The organism is Luteibacter sp. (assembly GCF_009912395.1).
In the GTDB taxonomy this organism is placed as follows: Bacteria; Pseudomonadota; Gammaproteobacteria; order Xanthomonadales; family Rhodanobacteraceae; genus Luteibacter.
The window spans coordinates 118,664-137,993 of sequence record NZ_WNDO01000008.1; the positions used below are offsets into that span (position 1 = coordinate 118,664).

At 64.4% G+C, this 19,330-nt stretch carries 9 protein-coding genes; 1 reads left to right on the forward strand and 8 read right to left on the reverse strand.

What is annotated here, in order from left to right; translation table 11 throughout:
- Positions 1–41: 41 nt before the first annotated feature.
- The 8 genes from GAK28_RS09755 to GAK28_RS09790 all read right to left on the reverse strand — a co-directional run bounded on the left by GAK28_RS09755 (position 42) and on the right by GAK28_RS09790 (position 16,621).
- The gene (locus GAK28_RS09755) at positions 42–3,176 is read right to left on the reverse strand and encodes a CusA/CzcA family heavy metal efflux RND transporter (RefSeq protein WP_291777841.1); all 3,135 of its coding nucleotides are present in this window, start codon (positions 3,174–3,176) and stop codon (positions 42–44) included.
- On the reverse strand, positions 3,173–4,396 hold the full coding sequence (locus GAK28_RS09760) for an efflux RND transporter periplasmic adaptor subunit (protein ID WP_291777844.1): 1,224 nt from the start codon (positions 4,394–4,396) through the stop codon (positions 3,173–3,175). The genes GAK28_RS09755 and GAK28_RS09760 overlap by 4 nt, the downstream gene beginning before the upstream one ends.
- Positions 4,393–5,646, reverse strand: a complete 1,254-nt coding sequence (locus GAK28_RS09765; protein WP_291777847.1) for a TolC family protein — start codon at positions 5,644–5,646, stop codon at positions 4,393–4,395. The genes GAK28_RS09760 and GAK28_RS09765 overlap by 4 nt, the downstream gene beginning before the upstream one ends.
- A gap of 68 nt (positions 5,647–5,714) precedes the next feature.
- A complete protein-coding gene (locus GAK28_RS09770) occupies positions 5,715–6,098 on the reverse strand; it encodes a hypothetical protein (protein ID WP_291777850.1) in 384 nt (127 codons plus the stop codon).
- Positions 6,099–6,190: 92 nt separating this feature from the next.
- Entirely contained in the window at positions 6,191–8,431 is a 2,241-nt protein-coding gene (locus tag GAK28_RS09775) for a hypothetical protein (RefSeq protein WP_291777853.1), read from the reverse strand.
- A 231-nt stretch (positions 8,432–8,662) separates the two neighbouring features.
- Positions 8,663–10,990 carry a hypothetical protein gene (locus GAK28_RS09780; RefSeq protein ID WP_291777856.1) on the reverse strand — a complete coding sequence of 776 codons (2,328 nt, stop codon included), beginning with the start codon at positions 10,988–10,990 and terminating at the stop codon, positions 8,663–8,665.
- Between the two features lie 57 nt (positions 10,991–11,047).
- A complete protein-coding gene (locus tag GAK28_RS09785; RefSeq protein WP_291777859.1) occupies positions 11,048–14,545 on the reverse strand; it encodes a hypothetical protein in 3,498 nt (1,165 codons plus the stop codon).
- A gap of 21 nt (positions 14,546–14,566) precedes the next feature.
- Positions 14,567–16,621 (reverse strand): hypothetical protein, encoded by a 2,055-nt coding sequence (locus tag GAK28_RS09790; protein WP_291777862.1) that lies wholly within the window; start codon positions 16,619–16,621, stop codon positions 14,567–14,569.
- A 289-nt stretch (positions 16,622–16,910) separates the two neighbouring features.
- Between GAK28_RS09790 and fhuE the strand changes: the two genes are divergently transcribed.
- Positions 16,911–19,127 (forward strand): ferric-rhodotorulic acid/ferric-coprogen receptor FhuE, encoded by a 2,217-nt coding sequence (fhuE, locus tag GAK28_RS09795; protein WP_291777865.1) that lies wholly within the window; start codon positions 16,911–16,913, stop codon positions 19,125–19,127.
- Positions 19,128–19,330 lie beyond the last annotated feature (203 nt).

A 19,330-nucleotide genomic window follows, 5' to 3' on the forward strand; every position in this document is an offset into this window, starting at 1 on the left:
CAGTGGACGGCCATCGCGTGGCGATAACGGTGCCGGCAGGTTCATGCGGACCGACGCAGGCGCCGCCTCATGAGCCAGCGCCAGGCCACCGGCAACACGAACATCGACAATAGCGGCGCGGTGACCATGCCGCCGATCATCGGCGCGGCGATCCGTTGCATCACCTCCGAGCCCGCCCCATGACCGAGCAGGATGGGCAGCAGGCCGGCGAGGATCACCGCCACGGTCATCGCCTTGGGCCTCACGCGTTGCACGGCACCACGGATGATCGCCGCGTCGAGCGCGTGGTCGTCCGGATGCGCTTCGGTCGCCATCGTGTGTTCCCACGACTGGCGCAGGTAAAGCAGCATCACCACGCCGAACTCCGCCGCGACGCCGCCGAGTGCGACGAAGCCGATCACGGTCGCCACCGAGATCGCCTGGCCGAGCCAGAGCACGAGCCAGAGGCCGCCGACCAGGGCCAGCGGGATGCTCGTCATGATCAGCACGGCTTCGCCAATGCGGCGGAACAGTGCATAGATCAGGCCGAAGACGATCAACAGCGCAGCCGGCACCACCCATGCCAGACGGGCGGCGGCACGGGCGAGGTACTCATACTGCCCTGACCAGGCGAGCGTCACGCCGGCAGGCAACGCGATCTGCGTCGCCATCGTCCTTTGCAAGGCGGCTACCGTGCCGCCAAGGTCGCGGCCGTCGGTGTCGACGTACACATAGCTCGCGAGCTGGCCGCCCTCGCTCTTGAGCATCACGGGACCCGCGTGCAGCGCGATGTCCGCCACCTGCGACAGCGTCAGCTGCGCACCACCCGGGGCGACGATGGGCAGGCGGCGAAGTGCGGCGATGGAATCGCGATCGGGTCGCGGATAGCGCACCACGATCGGATAGCGTTCGCGCCCGTCCACCACCTGTCCGACCACGTCGCCACCGACCAGCGTCGCGATCGTCTCCTGTATGTCGCGCTGGGTGAGACCGTAGCGCGCGGCGTCGGCGCGACGGACATCCACATCCACGTAGCGCCCGCTCGCCGAGCGCTCGGCGATGGCCGAGGTGACACCCGGTACGGTGCGAGCGACCGCCTCGATGCGATCGGCCACGTCCTGGAGCGCCGCATTGTCGGTGCCCAGCACCTTGATGCCGATCGGGCTCTTGATGCCGGTCGCCAGCATGTCGATGCGGTTGCGGATCGGCGGGACGAACAGGTTGGTGAGACCGGGTACCTTCACTGCGCGATCCAGTTCGGCCTTGAGCTTCTCCATCGTCATGCCGGGACGCCACTGCGACTTCGGCTTGAATGTGATGGTCGTCTCGAACATCTCCAATGGCGCGGGGTCGGTCGCCGACTCGGCGCGACCGGCCTTGCCGAAGACATGTTCCACCTCGGGGACGGTGCGGATCATGCGATCGGTCAGCTGCAGCAGTTGCGTCGCCTTGCCGGCGGATAGCCCGGGCAGCGCGGTCGGCATATAAAGCAGCGTGCCTTCGTCGATGGGCGGCAGGAACTCGCCACCCAGGCGCGACAACGGCCACGCGGCGCCAAGCACCAGTAGCAACGCCACGCCGAGCGTGATGCCGGGTCGACGCAGTACGGCGTTCAGCGCCGGACGGTACGCCGCGGTGAGCCAGCGGTTGAGTGGGTTGGCCGCCTCGGGGCGGATGCGGCCGCGCACGAGGTAGCCCATCAGCACGGGCACGAGGGTTACCGACAAACCCGCCGCGGTCGCCATCGCGTAGGTCTTGGTAAACGCCAGCGGCTTGAACAGCCGGCCTTCCTGCGCCTCCAGTGCGAACACGGGCACGAAGGACAAGGCGATCACCAACAGGCTGACGAAGAGCGCCGGTCCCACTTCGATGGCCGCGTCGGCGATCAGTCGCCAGCGTTCCTCGCCCATCGGTTCGCGTCCCTCGCGTTCCGTCCAGTGTTCCAGGTGCTTGTGCGCGTTCTCGATCATCACCACCGCGGCGTCCACCATCGCGCCAATGGCGATGGCGATGCCTCCCAGCGACATGAGGTTGGCCGATACGCCCTGCGCGACCATCACCGCGAAGGCGGCCAGCACACCCAGCGGCAGGCTCACTACGGCGACCAGTGTCGAACGCAGGTGGCCCAGGAACAGCGCGCAGACCAGCGCGACGACCAGGAACTCCTCGATGAGCTTGTCGCGCAGGTTGTCCACGGCGGCGTCGATCAGGCCGGCACGGTCGTAGGTGGTGACGATCTCCACGCCAGGCGGCAGGCTGCGACGAAGCTGGTTCAATCGGTCGCGCACGCCTTCGATGGCCGCACGCGCGTTCTTGCCCGAGCGCAGCACCACTACGCCACCGACGACCTCGCCCTGGCCATCCAGCTCGGCGATACCCCGGCGGAACACCGGGCCGCGACGTACCGTGGCGACATCGGCAAGACGGATGGGCACGCCGCTGGCGTCGCGTCCGACCGGCAGTTCCTCGAAGTCCTTCGATTCGCGCAGGTAACCTTCGCTGCGCACCACCATCTCCGCCTCGCCCTGTTCGATCACGGAACCGCCGTTCGCGCCATTGGCGTCGCGCAACGCCACGAGCAGCGTGGCCGTGTCGATCCGGCGCGCGGCCATGCGGGCCGGATCGGGCACGACTTGCCACGCCCGTTCCATGCCGCCGAGGGTGGCGACTTCCGCCACGTCGGGCACGGTCTTCAGCTGGTAGCGCAGGAACCAGTCCTGCAAGGCGCGCAGCTGAGCGATGTCGTGGTGGCCGCTGCGATCGACCAGCGCGTACTCGTAGATCCAGCCCAATCCCGTGGCGTCGGGGCCGAGCGAGGGATTCACGCCCGGCGGCAGGCGGTCGCGTACCTGGCTGAGGTATTCCAGGACACGCGAGCGCGCCCAATACAGGTCCGTGTGTTCGTCGAACAGGATGTAGACGTACGAATCGCCGAAAAACGAATAGCCGCGCACGGTACGCGCGCCGGGCACCGACAGCATCGTGGTGACCAGCGGGTAGGTGACCTGGTCCTCCACCGTCTGCGCGGCCTGTCCGGCCCAGCTTGTGCGCACGATGACCTGGGTGTCGGAGAGGTCCGGCAACGCGTCGAGCGGTGTCCGGCCCACGGCGACGATGCCCGTGATGGCGAGCAGCGCGGCGATCAGCAGCACCGCCATGCGGTGGTCGATCGACCAGCGGATGAGCCGCGCGATCATGGTGTGGCCTCCGTGGTCGCGGCCGGCGTGGCGCCGAGCCGTCGCAGGCTGCCCGAAAGACTGGCTTCCGAATCGAGCAGGAACTGGCCCGACACGACCACGCGCTCGTCGCCCTGCAAGCCGTCGACGATTTCGGTGTAGCCACCCGAAGAGCGGCCCGTGCGGACTTCCTGCGGATGGAAGCGGCCGGCGCCATCGTCCACGATCACGCGCGACTGTTCGCCGGTTTCCACCAGGGCTTCGTCAGGCACGAGCGGAAGCGCTGCCGCGCCGGGGATGTCGATGGCGACGTGCGCGAACATGCCAGGCGCGAGCTGGCCTCCCGGATTGGGCAATACCACGCGAACGCGTCGCGTGCGGGTGTCCGTGTCCAGTTGCGCGATCACGGTGTCGATGCGGCCCTCGAACGTGTCGGCAATGCCATCCACATGGACCGTCACCGGCATGCCTGGCGCGACCTGCGCCGCGGAGGCCTGCGGCACCGAGGCTTCCACCCAGATCTGGTCGAGGCCGGTGAGCGTCATGAGCGTCTGCCCCGCCGATACACGCTGGCCTTCGCGTACGTCTACCGTGGCGAGCGTGCCGGCGCGGGGTGCGACCAGCACGACGCCACCAGCCGTGGTGCGCACGTCGGCATCGGTCAGACCAAGTGTCGCCAGTCGCTGGCGCGACGCGTCGGCGAGGGCATGCGCATCGCTCGATCGCGTATGGCGCAGTGCTTCGTGTTCGGCGAGCGCGGCATCCCAGACCGGAGCGATGAGCGTGGCGAGTGGCTGGCCCTTCACCACGGCGGTGGAAGGCGCTGGCGTGTAAAGCCTGCCGATGACGCCGTCGGCGCGGGCGCTGACGGTGACGCTTTCTGACAGGTCCCAGGCCAACGTCGCGGGCACGTCGATGCGCTCATCGAGACGTCGCCGGGTCACGGGTGCCGTGCGCAGGCCGAGGTTCTGGCGCACGGAGGGATCGATGCGCACGCCCGCTGCGCCACCGCCGTCGTCGGCGTAGCGCGGCACCATCTCCATGCCCATGGGCGACAGGCCGGCCTTGGGGAAGTGCTGGTCGGGGATCATCGGGTCGTACCAGTAGAGGACCTGTTTCGCCGGCGAGGCTGCGCTCATCGCCATGTCGGGCGCGGCGTGGTGGCGGCCGGCGAAGAAGCCTGCCGAAAGGGCGGCGAAGAGTGTCGCTCCCGCGACGAGGACGAGAGGCAGGCGGTTCATGGCGTGGTTCCTTGCGGCAACAGGAAGGCGAGGGAGGCCCAGGCGCGCGCCTGGTCGGCGCGTAGTCGTACATCGTCGAGGCGCGCGGCGAGCTCGTCGCGACGGGCCTGGAGCAGGGGCTGGATGTCGCCGCCGCCTCGCCAGCCCGCGAGTGCGACGGTGCCCCGATCCTCCGCGAGCGGCAGTACGTCGTCGTGTTGCCGGCGTACCTGCTCCCCCAGGGAACGCCAGTCCGCCAACGCGGCCTGGATCATGGCCTTCTGTTCTCGGCGCGCGTCCTCATGCGCGTCGTGGATCGCGTCCACCTCGGCAAGGCGTGCCGCCACGCCGCGGTCCTGGCGATTGCGCGTGAACAGCGGCAGGCTCACGCCGACCTGTAACGACACCATGTCGGACAGGCCGCGTACACGCGAGCCATAGCTGGCACCGATGCTCCAGTCCGGGTGGCGTTCGGCGCGCGCGCCAGCCAGCGCCGCATCGGCGAGTCGTTCGCGCGGCGCCCAGCCCAGCAACGCCGCCTGGTCGTCGAGACGGCCCAACAGCGTGTCGCCATCGATGAGCAGCCGCGTGTAGTCGGGCGCCTCGGCCAGATCGTCGCGAGCGTCGTCGCCCAGCCAGCGGGCCAGTTGGGCGCGCGCCTGCGCGAGTCGGCCGCGCGCAGCTTCCGTGCGGTTGTCGACATCGAGCACGCTCGCGCGTGCCGCCAGCACGTCGCCCGCGCTACCGCCGCCACGAAGCCGGGCGCGGGCCACGTCCACATCCGCCTCGAGCGAACGGTGCATGGCATTGAGCGCGGCGATCTCGTCTTGCGCGGTCGAGACGGCGATCCAGGCCTCCGCGGCCTGCCGACGTACAAGCAGCGCGGTGGCGACCGTATCGGCGTCGGCGACCTCGACGCGGGCGCGCGCCTCCTGGCGTTGTGCACCGCGCTTGGCTGAAGACGGTAGGACCTGGGTAACGCCGACCGTTCGCATGGTCATGTCGTCGCCACCGGCGGTGAAGGCACCCGGGCCCTGGACGGCCAGGTTGTCGATGCCGACGGTGAGCTGCGGATCGGGAAGGGCGCCCGCGCGCCGGACTTCCTGGCGGGCGGATTCCGCCTGTGCGCGACGGGCGTCGAGCAGAGGCGTGCGACGAACCGCGAGATTGGTCGCGGTATCGAGACTGAGCGTGCCTGCCGTGGCGAACGGCACGACAAGGCAGCCCAGCACCGCCGCGCACCATGCGCGACGGGGGGAGGGGGTGTTCATGGAAAACTCCGGTCGAAACGTGACGAAGCCGCGCGCAGGCGCGGCCAGCGGACGAAGACGACCGGTGGCTAGATCAGCAGGCTACAGAAGCGCAGCGTGGGTGGCGGATCGGGACGCAGGAAGGTCGGATCCGGAAGCGGCTGGTGTTCGGGCGCGAGTGCGATGGAGCCCTCCAATACCGGCGGCATCGCCAGGATGGAGGCGGGCAGGGACGGAACCTGCGCCGTGGACGACGACGCGGCGCGATCCGCGCAGTGCTCGGTGCAGCGAGGGTCTTTCGCATGACCCGGCGTGTCGTGCATCTGCGCGCAGTCGCCACGCGTCAGCATGCTGCCGCCCGCGTCAGCGGCACACGCATACGCGGCCATCGCCACCTGCTGGAACAGCAGGCAGAACAACGCCAGCCCGATGCACAGGAAGCGGTGACGGCGGATGAGGCGCAGGCGACGCATAGTGAGATGGTAATGATAGTGATGAAGGGGCGGCAATCCCCCAAAGAGGGGGGCATCCGATAGGGTGCTTATGCCAGGGGCGATATACCGCGTTATTTTTTCAGGACCAAGTGTTCTACAGGGAAGCGCAAGGCACGGGCTTCGTCTGTACCCTTCTCGAAAGCGACCCTCATGTCGATGTCCAGAGGGGCCCCATCGGACAAGCCTTTGAACACGTCGTGATCGATGGGCAGGACCAGGCCATGGGTGAGTTCGTCCTCGGTCACCGGGTGCGCGGTGAGCACGGGCAGCTCGACATCGCGACTGCGTAGCTGTAGCCAGACGGTCTGACCGGCGAGCATGCCGGGCCACGGAGCGACGCGGATTTCTAGCGCTTCATCGATGGTGGACAGAGACAGTACGCCGTCGATCGTGGCGGCGACGCCCTGGGCGTCGACACCGACCAGCCGCGGCAGCGGGCGGGTGGTCATTGGGCCCTCGGTGCCACGGACGGTGAAGCGGGTCACGGTGAAGGGCGTGGCTTTGTCTCGGCCACCCCCATGCGTATCGGCTGCGGCAAGCAGTTGCACGGTGCCGCCGTCGGGGAGCTGGCTCAGCCAGGCGCGAGGAAGCACGGCGTCGGCACCGGTGCGACGCAGGGCATCATCGACGATGACGCCGTCAAGCAACGGGATCGTGCGGGCCGTGCCATCGGGAGCATAGGCGACGACATCCAGCCAGAGTCGCTGGCCGTTGGCGATGGCTTCCCAGGGCGGCACATGCACATGGGGGTCGGTCGCCAGGTCGGGCAGGTAGAGCCAGCCGCCGAGCATGCCGTCGATGACGGGTCGGGGCAGGATGCCGACAGTGACCTCGGGCGAGGGCAAGGTGGTGCCAGCACGGGTGACGGTGTAGTGGATGCGTCCGGGCACGCCGTCGAACCAACTGCCGATGAGGGTGGTGATCGGTCGGACGGTATCGACATGGGTATGGGCGATATGCGGGGACAGGTCCCGACCGTAGTAATAGAGGTACACATCGTCGCCGATGGCCATGTCGGGATAGTCGATGGAGACACGCCGTTGGTCTGCACCGACGACGGGCGGTGGCAAGTGCATCGGGGCATCTTCGATGGACAGGGTGCGGGCGGCGGAGGCGCGTTCGAGTGCACTGGGTGCGGCACTGGTGATGCGGTAGCTGACCTGGACGGTGCGACCGAGGGATGCGAGCAGGGCGCCACGGGGAAGGGCGACGGTCGTGCTGCCGGCGGCGCTCAACGGTTGCTCGGATGAGACCAGGAGATGATCGGGCGATTGCCACAGGACACGGACGGTATCGCCGGGCTGGGCATTGGCGGGGCGCGGCACGACGACGGCCAGGGTATCGTGGGCGAGGAGATCGGCCAGGGCGAGATAGCCGAAGGGGGCGAGCGGGATGGAGGGCGACTGGGTGATCGAGGCAGGCAACGCCGGGGCCTCGATGACCTGGTCGGCGGGGATGGTATCGAAGGATGCCTGACCGGTTCGGTCGGCGGGCAAGGTGACCTTGACGACGGGCATGGCGATGCCGTCGGTGTGCAGCAGGTCGAGCTGGTTGCGCTGGGCGCCGGTGAGGCCTGATTTATCCCCTTCGACGAGATAGAAGAAGAACTGGATCGGCAGGCTTGCGCCGACATCCTGTGGCCAGGTCGCCAGCATGACTTCGTTCTGTGTGTATATATCCTTATCCGCCAAGCGTTGCCGGGCTTTGATGGTCGCGAAAAACGCGGGAGCGGCGTTATCGATATCGATCGTCGTAAAGCCACATTGCAGTTCGTATTTGCTGCCGACTTTGTTTGTGAAGTGGTCTAGCCATTGCACATCGTTGTATACCCCCTGGGTCGTCTGGCAAGGGCCGCTGGTCGTTGCGCCAGTCCGCTGTCCGCATCCCCGGTCAGGGCGATTGAAGGTATCCGCGTCCACGGGATAGGCACACATGACGTCTGGGCGAAGCGTACTGACGTAGGCCTGTCGTGGTGGCGAGAAGATGAGTCCGTCCAGGTCGCTCCAGACGAGACTAGTCAGCTCTACATCGCTTCTCAGATACGAGAACGATACGCCGCCACGTGTAACCGAACCCGGGCTGGGATTCCATACGTGATAGCCGACGCCGTCGCCGGTGATGCGAATCAATACGCCCGAGCAAAGAAAGGCGGGCTCGTCAACGCTACCGCAATCTTCCGGGGTAGCGGCGTAGTCGGCCCGCAGCTGAATCAACTCCCGCGTGCCGAAATCGGCACGGATGGGGACGGTGCGCGCCACCTGTGTCGTTGCCGCAGGCATGGCGTAAGCCGCTGGCTTCGCGGGCGGCGGCATATGAGCTACCTGCGCACAGCCCGCGACCAGAAGCGCTAGAAGGCAGGTCATGCGCCGAAATGAGAGTATCGAAGTAACGTGGTACATCGGATCGGCCTCCAGCCGTTGAAGGGCGCCGACCTTCGTCGTTGCCCGGTCTCCACATCAATCCTTCACTCGCATGGATCGTGAAGGTCCATCGCACGCAAAGGCGATCCGAAAGAGCGCTTATGCCAGGGGCGATGTACCGCGTTATTTTTTCAGGACCAAGTGTTCTACAGGGAAGCGCAAGGCACGGGTTTCGTCTGTGCCCTTCTCGAAAGCGACCCTCATGTCGATGTCCAGGGGCGCCCCGTCGGACAAGCCTTTGAACACGTCGTGATCGATGGGCAGGACCAGGCCATGGGTGAGTTCGTCCTCGGTCACCGGGTGCGCGGTGAGCACGGGCAGCTCGACATCGCGACTGCGTAGCTGTAGCCAGACGGTCTGACCGGCGAGCATGCCGGGCCACGGAGCGACGCGGATTTCTAGCGCTTCATCGATGGTGGACAGAGACAGTACGCCGTCGATCGTGGCGGCGACGCCCTGGGCGTCGACACCGACCAGCCGCGGCAGCGGGCGGGTGGTCATTGGGCCCTCGGTGCCACGGACGGTGAAGCGGGTCACGGTGAAGGGCGTGGCTTTGTCTCGGCCACCCCCATGCGTATCGGCTGCGGCAAGCAGTTGCACGGTGCCGCCGTCGGGGAGCTGGCTCAGCCAGGCGCGAGGAAGCACGGCGTCGGCACCGGTGCGACGCAGGGCATCATCGACGATGACGCCGTCAAGCAACGGGATCGTGCGGGCCGTGCCATCGGGAGCATAGGCGACGACATCCAGCCAGAGTCGCTGGCCGTTGGCGATGGCTTCCCAGGGCGGCACATGCACATGGGGGTCGGTCGCCAGGTCGGGCAGGTAGAGCCAGCCGCCGAGCATGCCGTCGATGACGGGTCGGGGCAGGATGCCGACAGTGACCTCGGGCGAGGGCAAGGTGGTGCCAGCACGGGTGACGGTGTAGTGGATGCGTCCGGGCACGCCGTCGAACCAACTGCCGATGAGGGTGGTGATCGGTCGGACGGTATCGACATGGGTATGGGCGATATGCGGGGACAGGTCCCGACCGTAGTAATAGAGGTACACATCGTCGCCGATGGCCATGTCGGGATAGTCGATGGAGACACGCCGTTGGTCTGCACCGACGACGGGCGGTGGCAAGTGCATCGGGGCATCTTCGATGGACAGGGTGCGGGCGGCGGAGGCGCGTTCGAGTGCACTGGGTGCGGCACTGGTGATGCGGTAGCTGACCTGGACGGTGCGACCGAGGGATGCGAGCAGGGCGCCACGGGGAAGGGCGACGGTCGTGCTGCCGGCGGCGCTCAACGGTTGCTCGGATGAGACCAGGAGATGATCGGGCGATTGCCACAGGACACGGACGGTATCGCCGGGCTGGGCATTGGCGGGGCGCGGCACGACGACGGCCAGGGTATCGTGGGCGAGGAGATCGGCCAGGGCGAGATAGCCGAAGGGGGCGAGCGGGATGGAGGGCGACTGGGTGATCGAGGCAGGCAACGCCGGGGCCTCGATGACCTGGTCGGCGGGGATGGTATCGAAGGATGCCTGACCGGTTCGGTCGGCGGGCAAGGTGACCTTGACGATGGGCACGGCGATGCCGTCGGTGTGCAGCAGGTCGAGCTGGTTGCGCTGGGCGCCGGTGAGGCCTGATTTAGCCCCTTCGACGAGATAGAAGAAGAACTGGATCGGCAGGCTTGCGCCGACATCCTGTGGCCAGGTCGCCAGCATGAGTTCGTTGTGTGTGGATATATCCTTATCCGACAAGCGTTGCCGGGCCTTGATGGTCGCGAAAAACGCGGGAGCGGCGTTATCGATATCGATCGTCGTAAAACCACATTGCTGTGCGTAGCTGCCTTTGGCTTTGTTTGTGAAGTGGTCTAGCCATTGCACATCGTTGTACACCCCCTGAGTCGTCTGGCAAGGGCCGTTGATAGCTGAATTATTGCTCGGCCCACATCCCCGGTCAGGGCGATTGACGGTAGTCGCGTTCAAGGGATAGGCACACATGACGTCTGGGCGAAGCGTACTGACGTAGGCCAGTCGTGGTGGCGAGAAGATGAGGCCGTCCAGGTCGCTCCCGAAGAGATTAAGCAGGGCCGCATCGCTTCTCAGATACGAGAACGATACGCCGCCACGTGTGACCGAACCCGGGCTGGGATTCCATGCGTGATAGCCGACGCCGTCGCCGGTGATGCGAATCAATACGCCCGAGCACAGAAAGGCGGGCTCGTCAGCGCTACCGCAATTTTCCGGGGTAGCGGCGTAGTCGGCCCGCAGCTGGATCAACTCCCGCGTGCCGAAATCGGCACGGATGGGGACGGTGCGCGCCACCTGTGTCGTTGCCGCAGGCATGGCGTAAGCCGCTGGCTTCGCGGGCGGCGGCACATGAGTCACCTGCGCACAGCCCGCGACCAGAAGCGCTACAAGGCAGGTCATGCGCTGGAATGAGAGTATCGACGTAACGTGGTACATCGGATCGGCCTCCAGCCGTTGAAGGGCGCCGACTTTCGTCGGCGCCCGGTCTCCACATCAATCCTTCACTTTGAGGGAGTCCATGCGAATGATGTCGATCGCATGGATCGTGACGCTGGCGATCCTTTGATCCATGGCAGCCTCCGGTGACGTAACGACATATCCTTCCGTTGGTTCGCCACCAGGAACCGTGATGGTGTCTCCTATCGGGTCGCCCGCCACGTCGAGCCAGTTGATTTCAACGTCGTTGTCGACCGACGTGAGGACGAACTGAGCCTTGCTGCATGTTCTGAGAAACACAACGGCGAACGTATTGTCATGAAGCTTGGACTCAGGAGATCCCATCCTCAGGACATCTCCGCCGTAGCCAGGGCCGGAATGTTCGAATGGCTCGATCGCCATGGAGTTGTCTTCGGGAAGCAAGTTTGCCTTGTCGAAGCGAAAACGAATGTTGTGCGGTCCGGAGATGTATTCACCCGGCCCGACCGGACCTTTATCGGTTGCATTCTCGAATCCCCATTCGAAGTCCCATTCGCTCGGCGTCGCTTCGACGATGTACTCCCGAACCGGGAAGGTCACCATGTCGCCCGGTGGATACGGTGTTTGCCCGCCCGTGATATTGACGGTCACCAACAGCTTGATCGTCGAACCCACAGGGAAATCGTCCTGGTTCTTCAGATCGGTCGGATCGAATGGCGCATCCAGGCCGGAGGTCTGTTCATTCTGCGTGATCCTGTGGGCCTCCAAAATTGGGCTGTTCGGCCCGTCTTCATTGATGACTGTAGCCCAGCAGTAGCGGCCAGCGACCAGCACATCGTGAGGAGCGGTTTGCACATGGGACGGATTGAGCAGGCTGCCTGTCTCGAGGCCTGGGTCGGTGATGCCATCGATCGTCGGTACCGGAAGCGGAAGACTAGCCTCAACGACGGTAAGCACGGTCGTACGCTGGTCGTACGCGTCCGACATATCCGCCCCCCCATGGAAAGCCGTCCTTAGCTCGATGCGAAGCTCGGCCTCCGTGGAAAGAAGCAGCAACGAAGCATGCGGAATCGTACCCTGAATACCGTCGCGAACCTGTGCCTGCGTGACCGTCGCGGCCGGCGGATCGTAGATCGTCGTATAGTTTGTGCCACCTTTGGACTTTGCCTTGCACGTGACCTTGTAATACTGCCCGGCGGCGATCCATGGCCACGGACTGATCGTGTATTCCTCCACCTGCTGGCCCTCGACAGGGAGGATCGGCAAGGTGCGGTCCGAGGTGGCATGCTCGGGTATCACTCGAGATAGTTGCTCGTATCCGGGGTCTCCCTCGGAGGGCATCGGCTTGATATCGATAGCGAGGATCGCCGATGACATGGAGCGGCCATCGCGCTCTACCATATAGCGCACATAAGCCTTCTTGCCGATTCGAGACGCAAACGCGTTCACGGGAACGTTGATGGTATCGATGTCGCCCTTTACCTTGTCGCTGGTATACAAGGGAAGATCGTTCTCGTCCATGACGACGGCCCACCATGTATCCGATGGGACTAGACTCGCATCGGTGGCGGGGCGAACGATAGCCTCGTCAGGCACTTCGAGCGGATCCAGGACGCCGTTCTTCACCTGGGGCATGATGGGAGCGCCGAAGTTCAGTCTGGATCCGATGTAGAACTCGATCGAGGTGGAGGTTGATGACTTCGTCGATCCGTCGGGCAACGCAAGCTCGATTGTGTAGTATGCGGTGACCTGCTGGCCGTCTTTTCCTTCCGGGTAACCGCGAACGAAGAAGTCCACGGGGGCCAGGTTCTCCGTGATCTTTTCGACGTAACTACGATCGCTGGGCGGATCCAGTACCAGCGTCACGATCGCACCCTTGACGCTTTCGGCGGAGGCCGGCGCTTCGATATGCAACATGGGGGCAGGCAGCGGCAGGACGCCATCGACCAGATCGTGGGCGATAGGCGGGGGAAGCTCGCCGGGCGCGCCGGCCTTGCCGACGATGAGGTACTTCGATAGGGATTGGCCGGGCCGCGCCTTGCTGCTGGCGTCTATCGTATAAGTGATCTCCAGGCGTACGACGCCCTCGAGATTGGCCTTGGGGAAATAGATCCATTCGCTTTCCCCAGGGATAGGGTTGGCGGGAATCTGGATGTGCTGGGTCCAGGAGTGCGGTTCTCCGGAATCCGTGATGCCGGAAATACTGGCAAGGATCTCGGCGAAGCTTACGAAATACTCCGGATGGTAGGGGATCTCGATCTCGAGGTAACTCCCCACGATGGTCTCCGGGTCAAGCACCCCCAGGTTTTCACCCTTGGCGATGGGCGCATCGAGGATCACATCCGGCTCGATGGCGACGAGGCAACGGCGGCTCTCCGAAACCTCCCGCTTGGCATTGGTGTACCAGTAGCGCAGCGTTGCGCCCTGGTTGGCGAGGATGATCGAGGCGGCGACATCGAACAGCAACTCGGCGGGCGGCGAGGTGCCCCAATCCTTCTTGCCGATGGATTCGACGCGGGATACTCCCTCGTCGGGGATGATTTCGATGAATCCTTCGACCGTACCTCCATCCTTGTATCCATCGTAGCGCGGCACCCGGAAGAGCATCAGGTTGTCGGTCTTGACGCGCTCCAGGTCGATGACCGGCACACTCACGACACCCGAGCCTGCGGGTTGGAAAGCGTTACGGCCAGAGGGTGGTACGACGGGATCGTGGTTTGCGTAAAGCAGGTCGGCCGCCTCGATGGCACTGGGGGGATCCAGCCAGAACGATGCTGCGGCGTAGGGAGCGTATCCGGAAAAGTTCCGGCCGATATCGGTCACGCTCCAGGTCACATCGATATCGCTGCCGCCGACGAATCCCTTGGCGCGCAGATCGGCAGCGGTGAGTTTGAAGGCGTAGGTGGGTAGCCCTGGTTGGCTGATGGGGGGTAGCGGAAAATTCACGCCGCCGATTTTCGCGGTGATCACATCCCCTTCGAAACTATGCAGGTAGGCGGTGAAGGTCAGGTCGAGCGAACTGAGCTGTCCATTGGCATCTTCATTGACCTTGATGGCCACCGGTTTCAGGTTGGTATTCGTGCTACCCGGCGGAACGATGATGTTACCGCCGGGCTTGTTGCATTTGACCAGGACCTCGGTCTCGATGGATTCATGGCGATTGCCATTCTGGAGGATGACGGTGTAGGTGACCTTGCGCTTTCCGTCGAGAGGATATCGTTCGGAACCCGGCGGGTCGGAAGGGTTGGGCGGGGGGATGGGTTGCCCGCTGAAGTAGATACCCTCGACATCGACGACGGCGAAGCCGTTAACGGCGCCGGGTTGGTTGGACGGGACGATGGCACCATCGATGAAGATGACAACGTTGTCCTTCGGGTTGGGGTTGGTCCAGTGTCCACAGCCCAGGGTGACATTCTTGTCCACCAGAAAGTTGTAGTTGAGCACGCCATCGGCGCTGTTGTAGATCACCGGTGCATCGATGATGTCGTTGATGAAGGCATGGACGGGAGCTTGAACGTTCCTATAGCTGGGGGCCAGCGCACCTGCATGTCCTTCGAATAGATTGCTGATGTTCATCGACTTCTCCTTGTGCTTCGATCAGCGAATGGGGGGCTGTCCGAGAAGGTTGATCCGGACAAAGTCCGACTCAGATAGGATTGGGCGTGATGGGTTGTCGCGGGCAGTCACCGAGTACCGCGCATGGAGGTGGTACCTTGGGTGGCCGTTACGATCAAAGAAGATGCGTTCGCGTGGAATGTGATACCGCCATGGAGGCGGCTCGTCGCCGGGCTCGAAGGGCCCCAGCTGAAAGTGTCCCTTGGGGATCGGTATATCCGTCTGCGGATCATGGGTGTAGCCCGGGTCGTCGTTCTCGAAGCACTCGAACATCAGGAGGATGATGTCGTCGGCCTGTCGATTCGCGTAGTCGGGAATCTCGATATCCGTGCCGTCGACCAGGTCCGCGTACAAGATCTGCTTGGCTCGGTTGGCGGAAGGGAAAATCGGTGGGGCGAGTTCGACTGTTTCGATCACCTGCAGGGTGATCCAGGGCGATTCGACGATGGCCAGGATCGCGCGACCGTCCGCACGAGGCCGCGCGTGGGGATAGCGTGGATACCTGAGCAGGCTTGCTGCGTCGACAGGGTCGTTGGCGAAGGTCTCGACCTGGTACTGAATGCGCACCGGTCCGCCGACCAGCTGTCGCATGACGTTGTAGGGGAGCGTGACTTCGGTGTCGTTGGCCCCGTCAGCGTACTCCGGCTTACTCTGCCCCTCGACCTGGCCAACCCAACGGAAAGTGACGATGCTACCCGCCGGAATGCGGTCGGGTTGCCAAGGGGCGGCCATCGTCGCCCCGGTGGGAAAACGTGCGATATCGAGCACGTCGTCGACATCCCTCAGCAGGGGCGGCTTCAAGGACTGCGCCTTGCCTTCGATCAGCAGGGTGAGGCGCTTGGAGGTGACCACCTCCTTACCCGTCGGCTGCAGCTCGTACGTGACCGTGACCCGGCCTTCGCCTAGCACTTCGGCATGCGCATAGGGCACGGTGAACATTTCGAGAGCGTCGCTCGTCGTCAACGTGCGCCAATCGGTGGTGTACGGGGGGACGGGCTGCTCGTCGGCGGCCACGCCCTTCCACAGCACGCGCAGCCTGTCGCCGGCTTGACCGCCATGGCCTTGCTTGACCTCGACCGTGACGTCTCGTGACTGAAGGTCGGCAAGGCGTAGCACCAAGCCAAGGTCGTCGACCGTGTCTCGCACCCAGGGGGCAGGTGGTGCGCCGGGTCGGTCGATAGGCACGTCGACGGTGGCATAAGGGGCCCACAGCGAGGAGTTGCTGACCCTGTCGAGGATGCGATAGCTGACCTGCGCTTCACCTCTCCCGACCGCCTCGATCAGCTCTCGTGGAATGGATACGTTGACCTCGGGTTCGGTGAGATGAGCAGCCGTCAGCGGACCCCAATCCACGTAGCGCCCATGCCAGGAGACGCGCAGCCGATCACCTTCGGTGGCGTTGACCCACGGCCCCGTGGTTGGTGTCTCGGGGCGGGGCCGGACTACGACCTTCGCCTGATCGAGATCGATCAGCCCGGGCGGTATCACGTGCGCCGGTGCGAGGTTTTCGTTGATCGTTTCGGTGTCCGGTTGGGGATCATGGCCGCCGGGTCGGCTGGTCTTGATCCAAATGGCGAGGGGCAGTGAGTAAATGGGTGGCGCGCCCAGGACATTGCTGACTTCAAGCATGAACAGGTAAGCGCCATCGCCCTGGGCGCGAATCGCTGCCACGGGCACCTCGAGGGTGATGATCCGGAAGCGATCCGCAGCGGACATGGGGCGTTCGGCAATCACTGCCTCGCCCATGTAGAGCCGCAAATGGTCACCATCTTCGAACCCGTCCCAAGGCCCGATCGTTACCGCTACATCGTGTTCCACTCCGGGCCCGACGTCACCGATGCCCAAGCCGCCAGGGATTTCCGAGGCGGGGATTCGGGGTGGCGGTAGCGCGCTGGCATGCGGGCGTAGGCCGTGTTCCGACAGGGGCGCCAGACCATTCGATTCACGCAGTCGCGTTTCGAGTTGGCCCAACACGCCGAGCAGTTCGCGGGACAGCGTGCGCAGGGAGGCGAGCAGGGTGGGCAGGCGCAGATGCATGGGAAGGTCCTTTTCCGTATGCGGATCGATGTTCTTTTACGATAGGCCACTAGCTGGCGTGGGGCGATGTGTCGTTGGTTGTAGGTGTGGCTGTGTCGATTCGGCAGGTTTCGACGCCATGCGTTGTCGTAGGAGGGCGTTTGGGCGCGATGAGTGCTCACCGGAACCTTGAATCGCGCGCAAGCGCGCTCCTACGACAGCGGAGGGGGCTAAATTGATCCATCGCAAGGACTTTCGTTTGAAAATGGGAATCGTTATCATTTGGTAACTTTCCCACCGGGGTCGCCCCATGCCTGCCGTTTTCTCCTCCCGTCCGGACGCGATGTCCGGGCGCCGGCTCTTTTTTGTCTTCGCGCTCAATGCCCTGGCGCTGCCCTGTGTCGCGCATGCGGGCGAACAGCCGGCGGCCGACACCGACGACACGGCGCGCAAGGCGAAGCGCGATGCCACTCGCCTGGAAGGCATGGAAGTGACGGCCGACAAGGAAACGACGGAGGGCACCGGCTCGTACACCACGCGCATCACTGCGGCGGCGACCCGGCTGCCGTTGTCGATCCGCGACACGCCGCAGTCGGTCAGTGTCATCACCCGCCAGCGACTCGACGACGGCAACATGCAGTCGCTGTCGGATGTGCTCAACGGCACGACCGGCATTTCGTCGAACACCTTCGACAGCGAGCGCATCAGCTTTTATTCGCGCGGCTTCCTGATCGACAGCTATCAGTACGATGGCATTCCGACGACGATCGATTCCACGTATAACGCTGGCGATGCCGCGTCGGATACGGCGATCTACGATCGTGTCGAAGTGGTGCGTGGTGCCACCGGCTTGCTGACGGGTGCGGGGAATCCTTCCGCGTCGGTGAACCTGGTGCGCAAGCACGCCACCAGTACCGAGCCCACCGCCACGATATCCGCAGCGTACGGTTCGTGGGACAACCGCCGCGTCACCGCCGATGCCTCCACGCCGCTAAACCGCAGCGGCAGTGTGCGTGCCCGCGTGGTCGGCGTATACCAGGATCGGGATTCGTACATGCGCTTCTACAGCAACAAGAAGAAGCTGATGTACGCAACGCTGGATGCGGATCTTGGTCCCGATACGCTGTTGAGCGTGGGCTACAGCTACCAGCGCACGATGCCGCGTGGCGTCACCTGGGGTGGCACGCCGATCTTCTATGCCGATGGCGGGGCCACGGACTTCCGTCGGTCGGTGACCAGCGCGGCGAAGTGGTCGAGCTGGGCGAGTACGGCGAAGACGGCCTTTGCCACGCTGACGCATGCGTTGAGTGACGACTGGACGTTGCGGGCGAACGCGAGCCATTCGACCAATACCTACGATGCCAGGCTGCTGTTCCTCGCCGGCTATCCGGATCGCCAGACCGGTATCGGCCTCACGCCGGTACCCGCGTGGTATGTCGGCTCCCGCCAGCAGAACAGCCTCGATCTCTATGCGAGCGGACCGTTTCAGTTGTGGGGAAGGGACCATGAGGCCGTGGTGGGCTGGAGCGTGAACCAGCAGCAGGGCTATACGGACTCGCACAAGGCAGGTGATCTCGCCGGGGTGGGTAATTACTTCGATTGGGACGGCAACTTTCCCCAGCCGGGCTGGGGCGCGGTGACCCGCACCAACACGATGAAGACACGGCAGACGGGCCTGTATACCGCGCTGCGTTTCTCGCTGGCCGATCCGTTGAAGCTGATCGTCGGCGGTCGATACAGTGGCTGGCGGACGGATCAGTACTCCTACGGCAGCACTTACCGGTTCAACCGCAAGGTATTCACGCCGTACGCTGGGCTGGTGTGGGATATCAACGAAACGTATGCGGCTTACCTGAGCTATACCGACATCTTCAACCCGCAGACTTATCAGGATCGCAACGGGCGTTATCTCGATCCGGTGACTGGCAAGAACTACGAGCTGGGCCTCAAGGCTGCCTGGTTCGGCGGCAAGTTGAACGGTTCGGTGGCCGTGTTCGACGTGAAGCAGGACAACCTGGGGCAGCCCGATCCCAACTACATGGTGCCGGGCACGACCAACCAGGCCTATCGTGCGGCGAAGGGGACGACCACCAAGGGTTACGAAGCGGAGCTGAGCGGGGAGTTGGCGCAGGGTTGGAACGCTACGTTCGGCGTGTCGCACTACACGGCCAAGGATGCCTCAGGTGTGGACGTGAACACGGCACAGCCGCGTACGTCGATCAAGCTGTTTTCTACGTATGACCTGCCCGGTGGGCTGCATGGCCTGACCGTGGGTGGCGGGGTGAACTGGCAGAGTGCCAACTACACGGCGATCACGGGGCCGTTGGGGAACGACGTGCGTGCGCGGCAGCCGGCCTATGCGTTGGTGAGTGCGCTGGCACGGTATCGGTTTAACGATCGTTTTTCAATCCAGGCCAATGCGGACAACCTGCTGAACAAGAAGTACTACCAGCAGATTGGGTTCTATACGCAGGGGATGTATGGGGCGCCGCGTAACTATATGGTTACGGCGACTTATGAGCTTTGATGAGGTGTGGTCGTGATGCTGGCGAGCTAGGGCGCTGGGTTCCTGTTTTCCAGGAACGACGAGGCTGGTAGTCCGTCGTTCCAGCGCACGCTGGAACCCAGCGCGAGGCAATCGGTTGTCGCGTCGCGCTCTCCTACGCAAAAGCCGATGCACCGCCCTCGCCATGCTGGCAAACCGGGGCGCTAGGTTCCTGTTTTCACAGG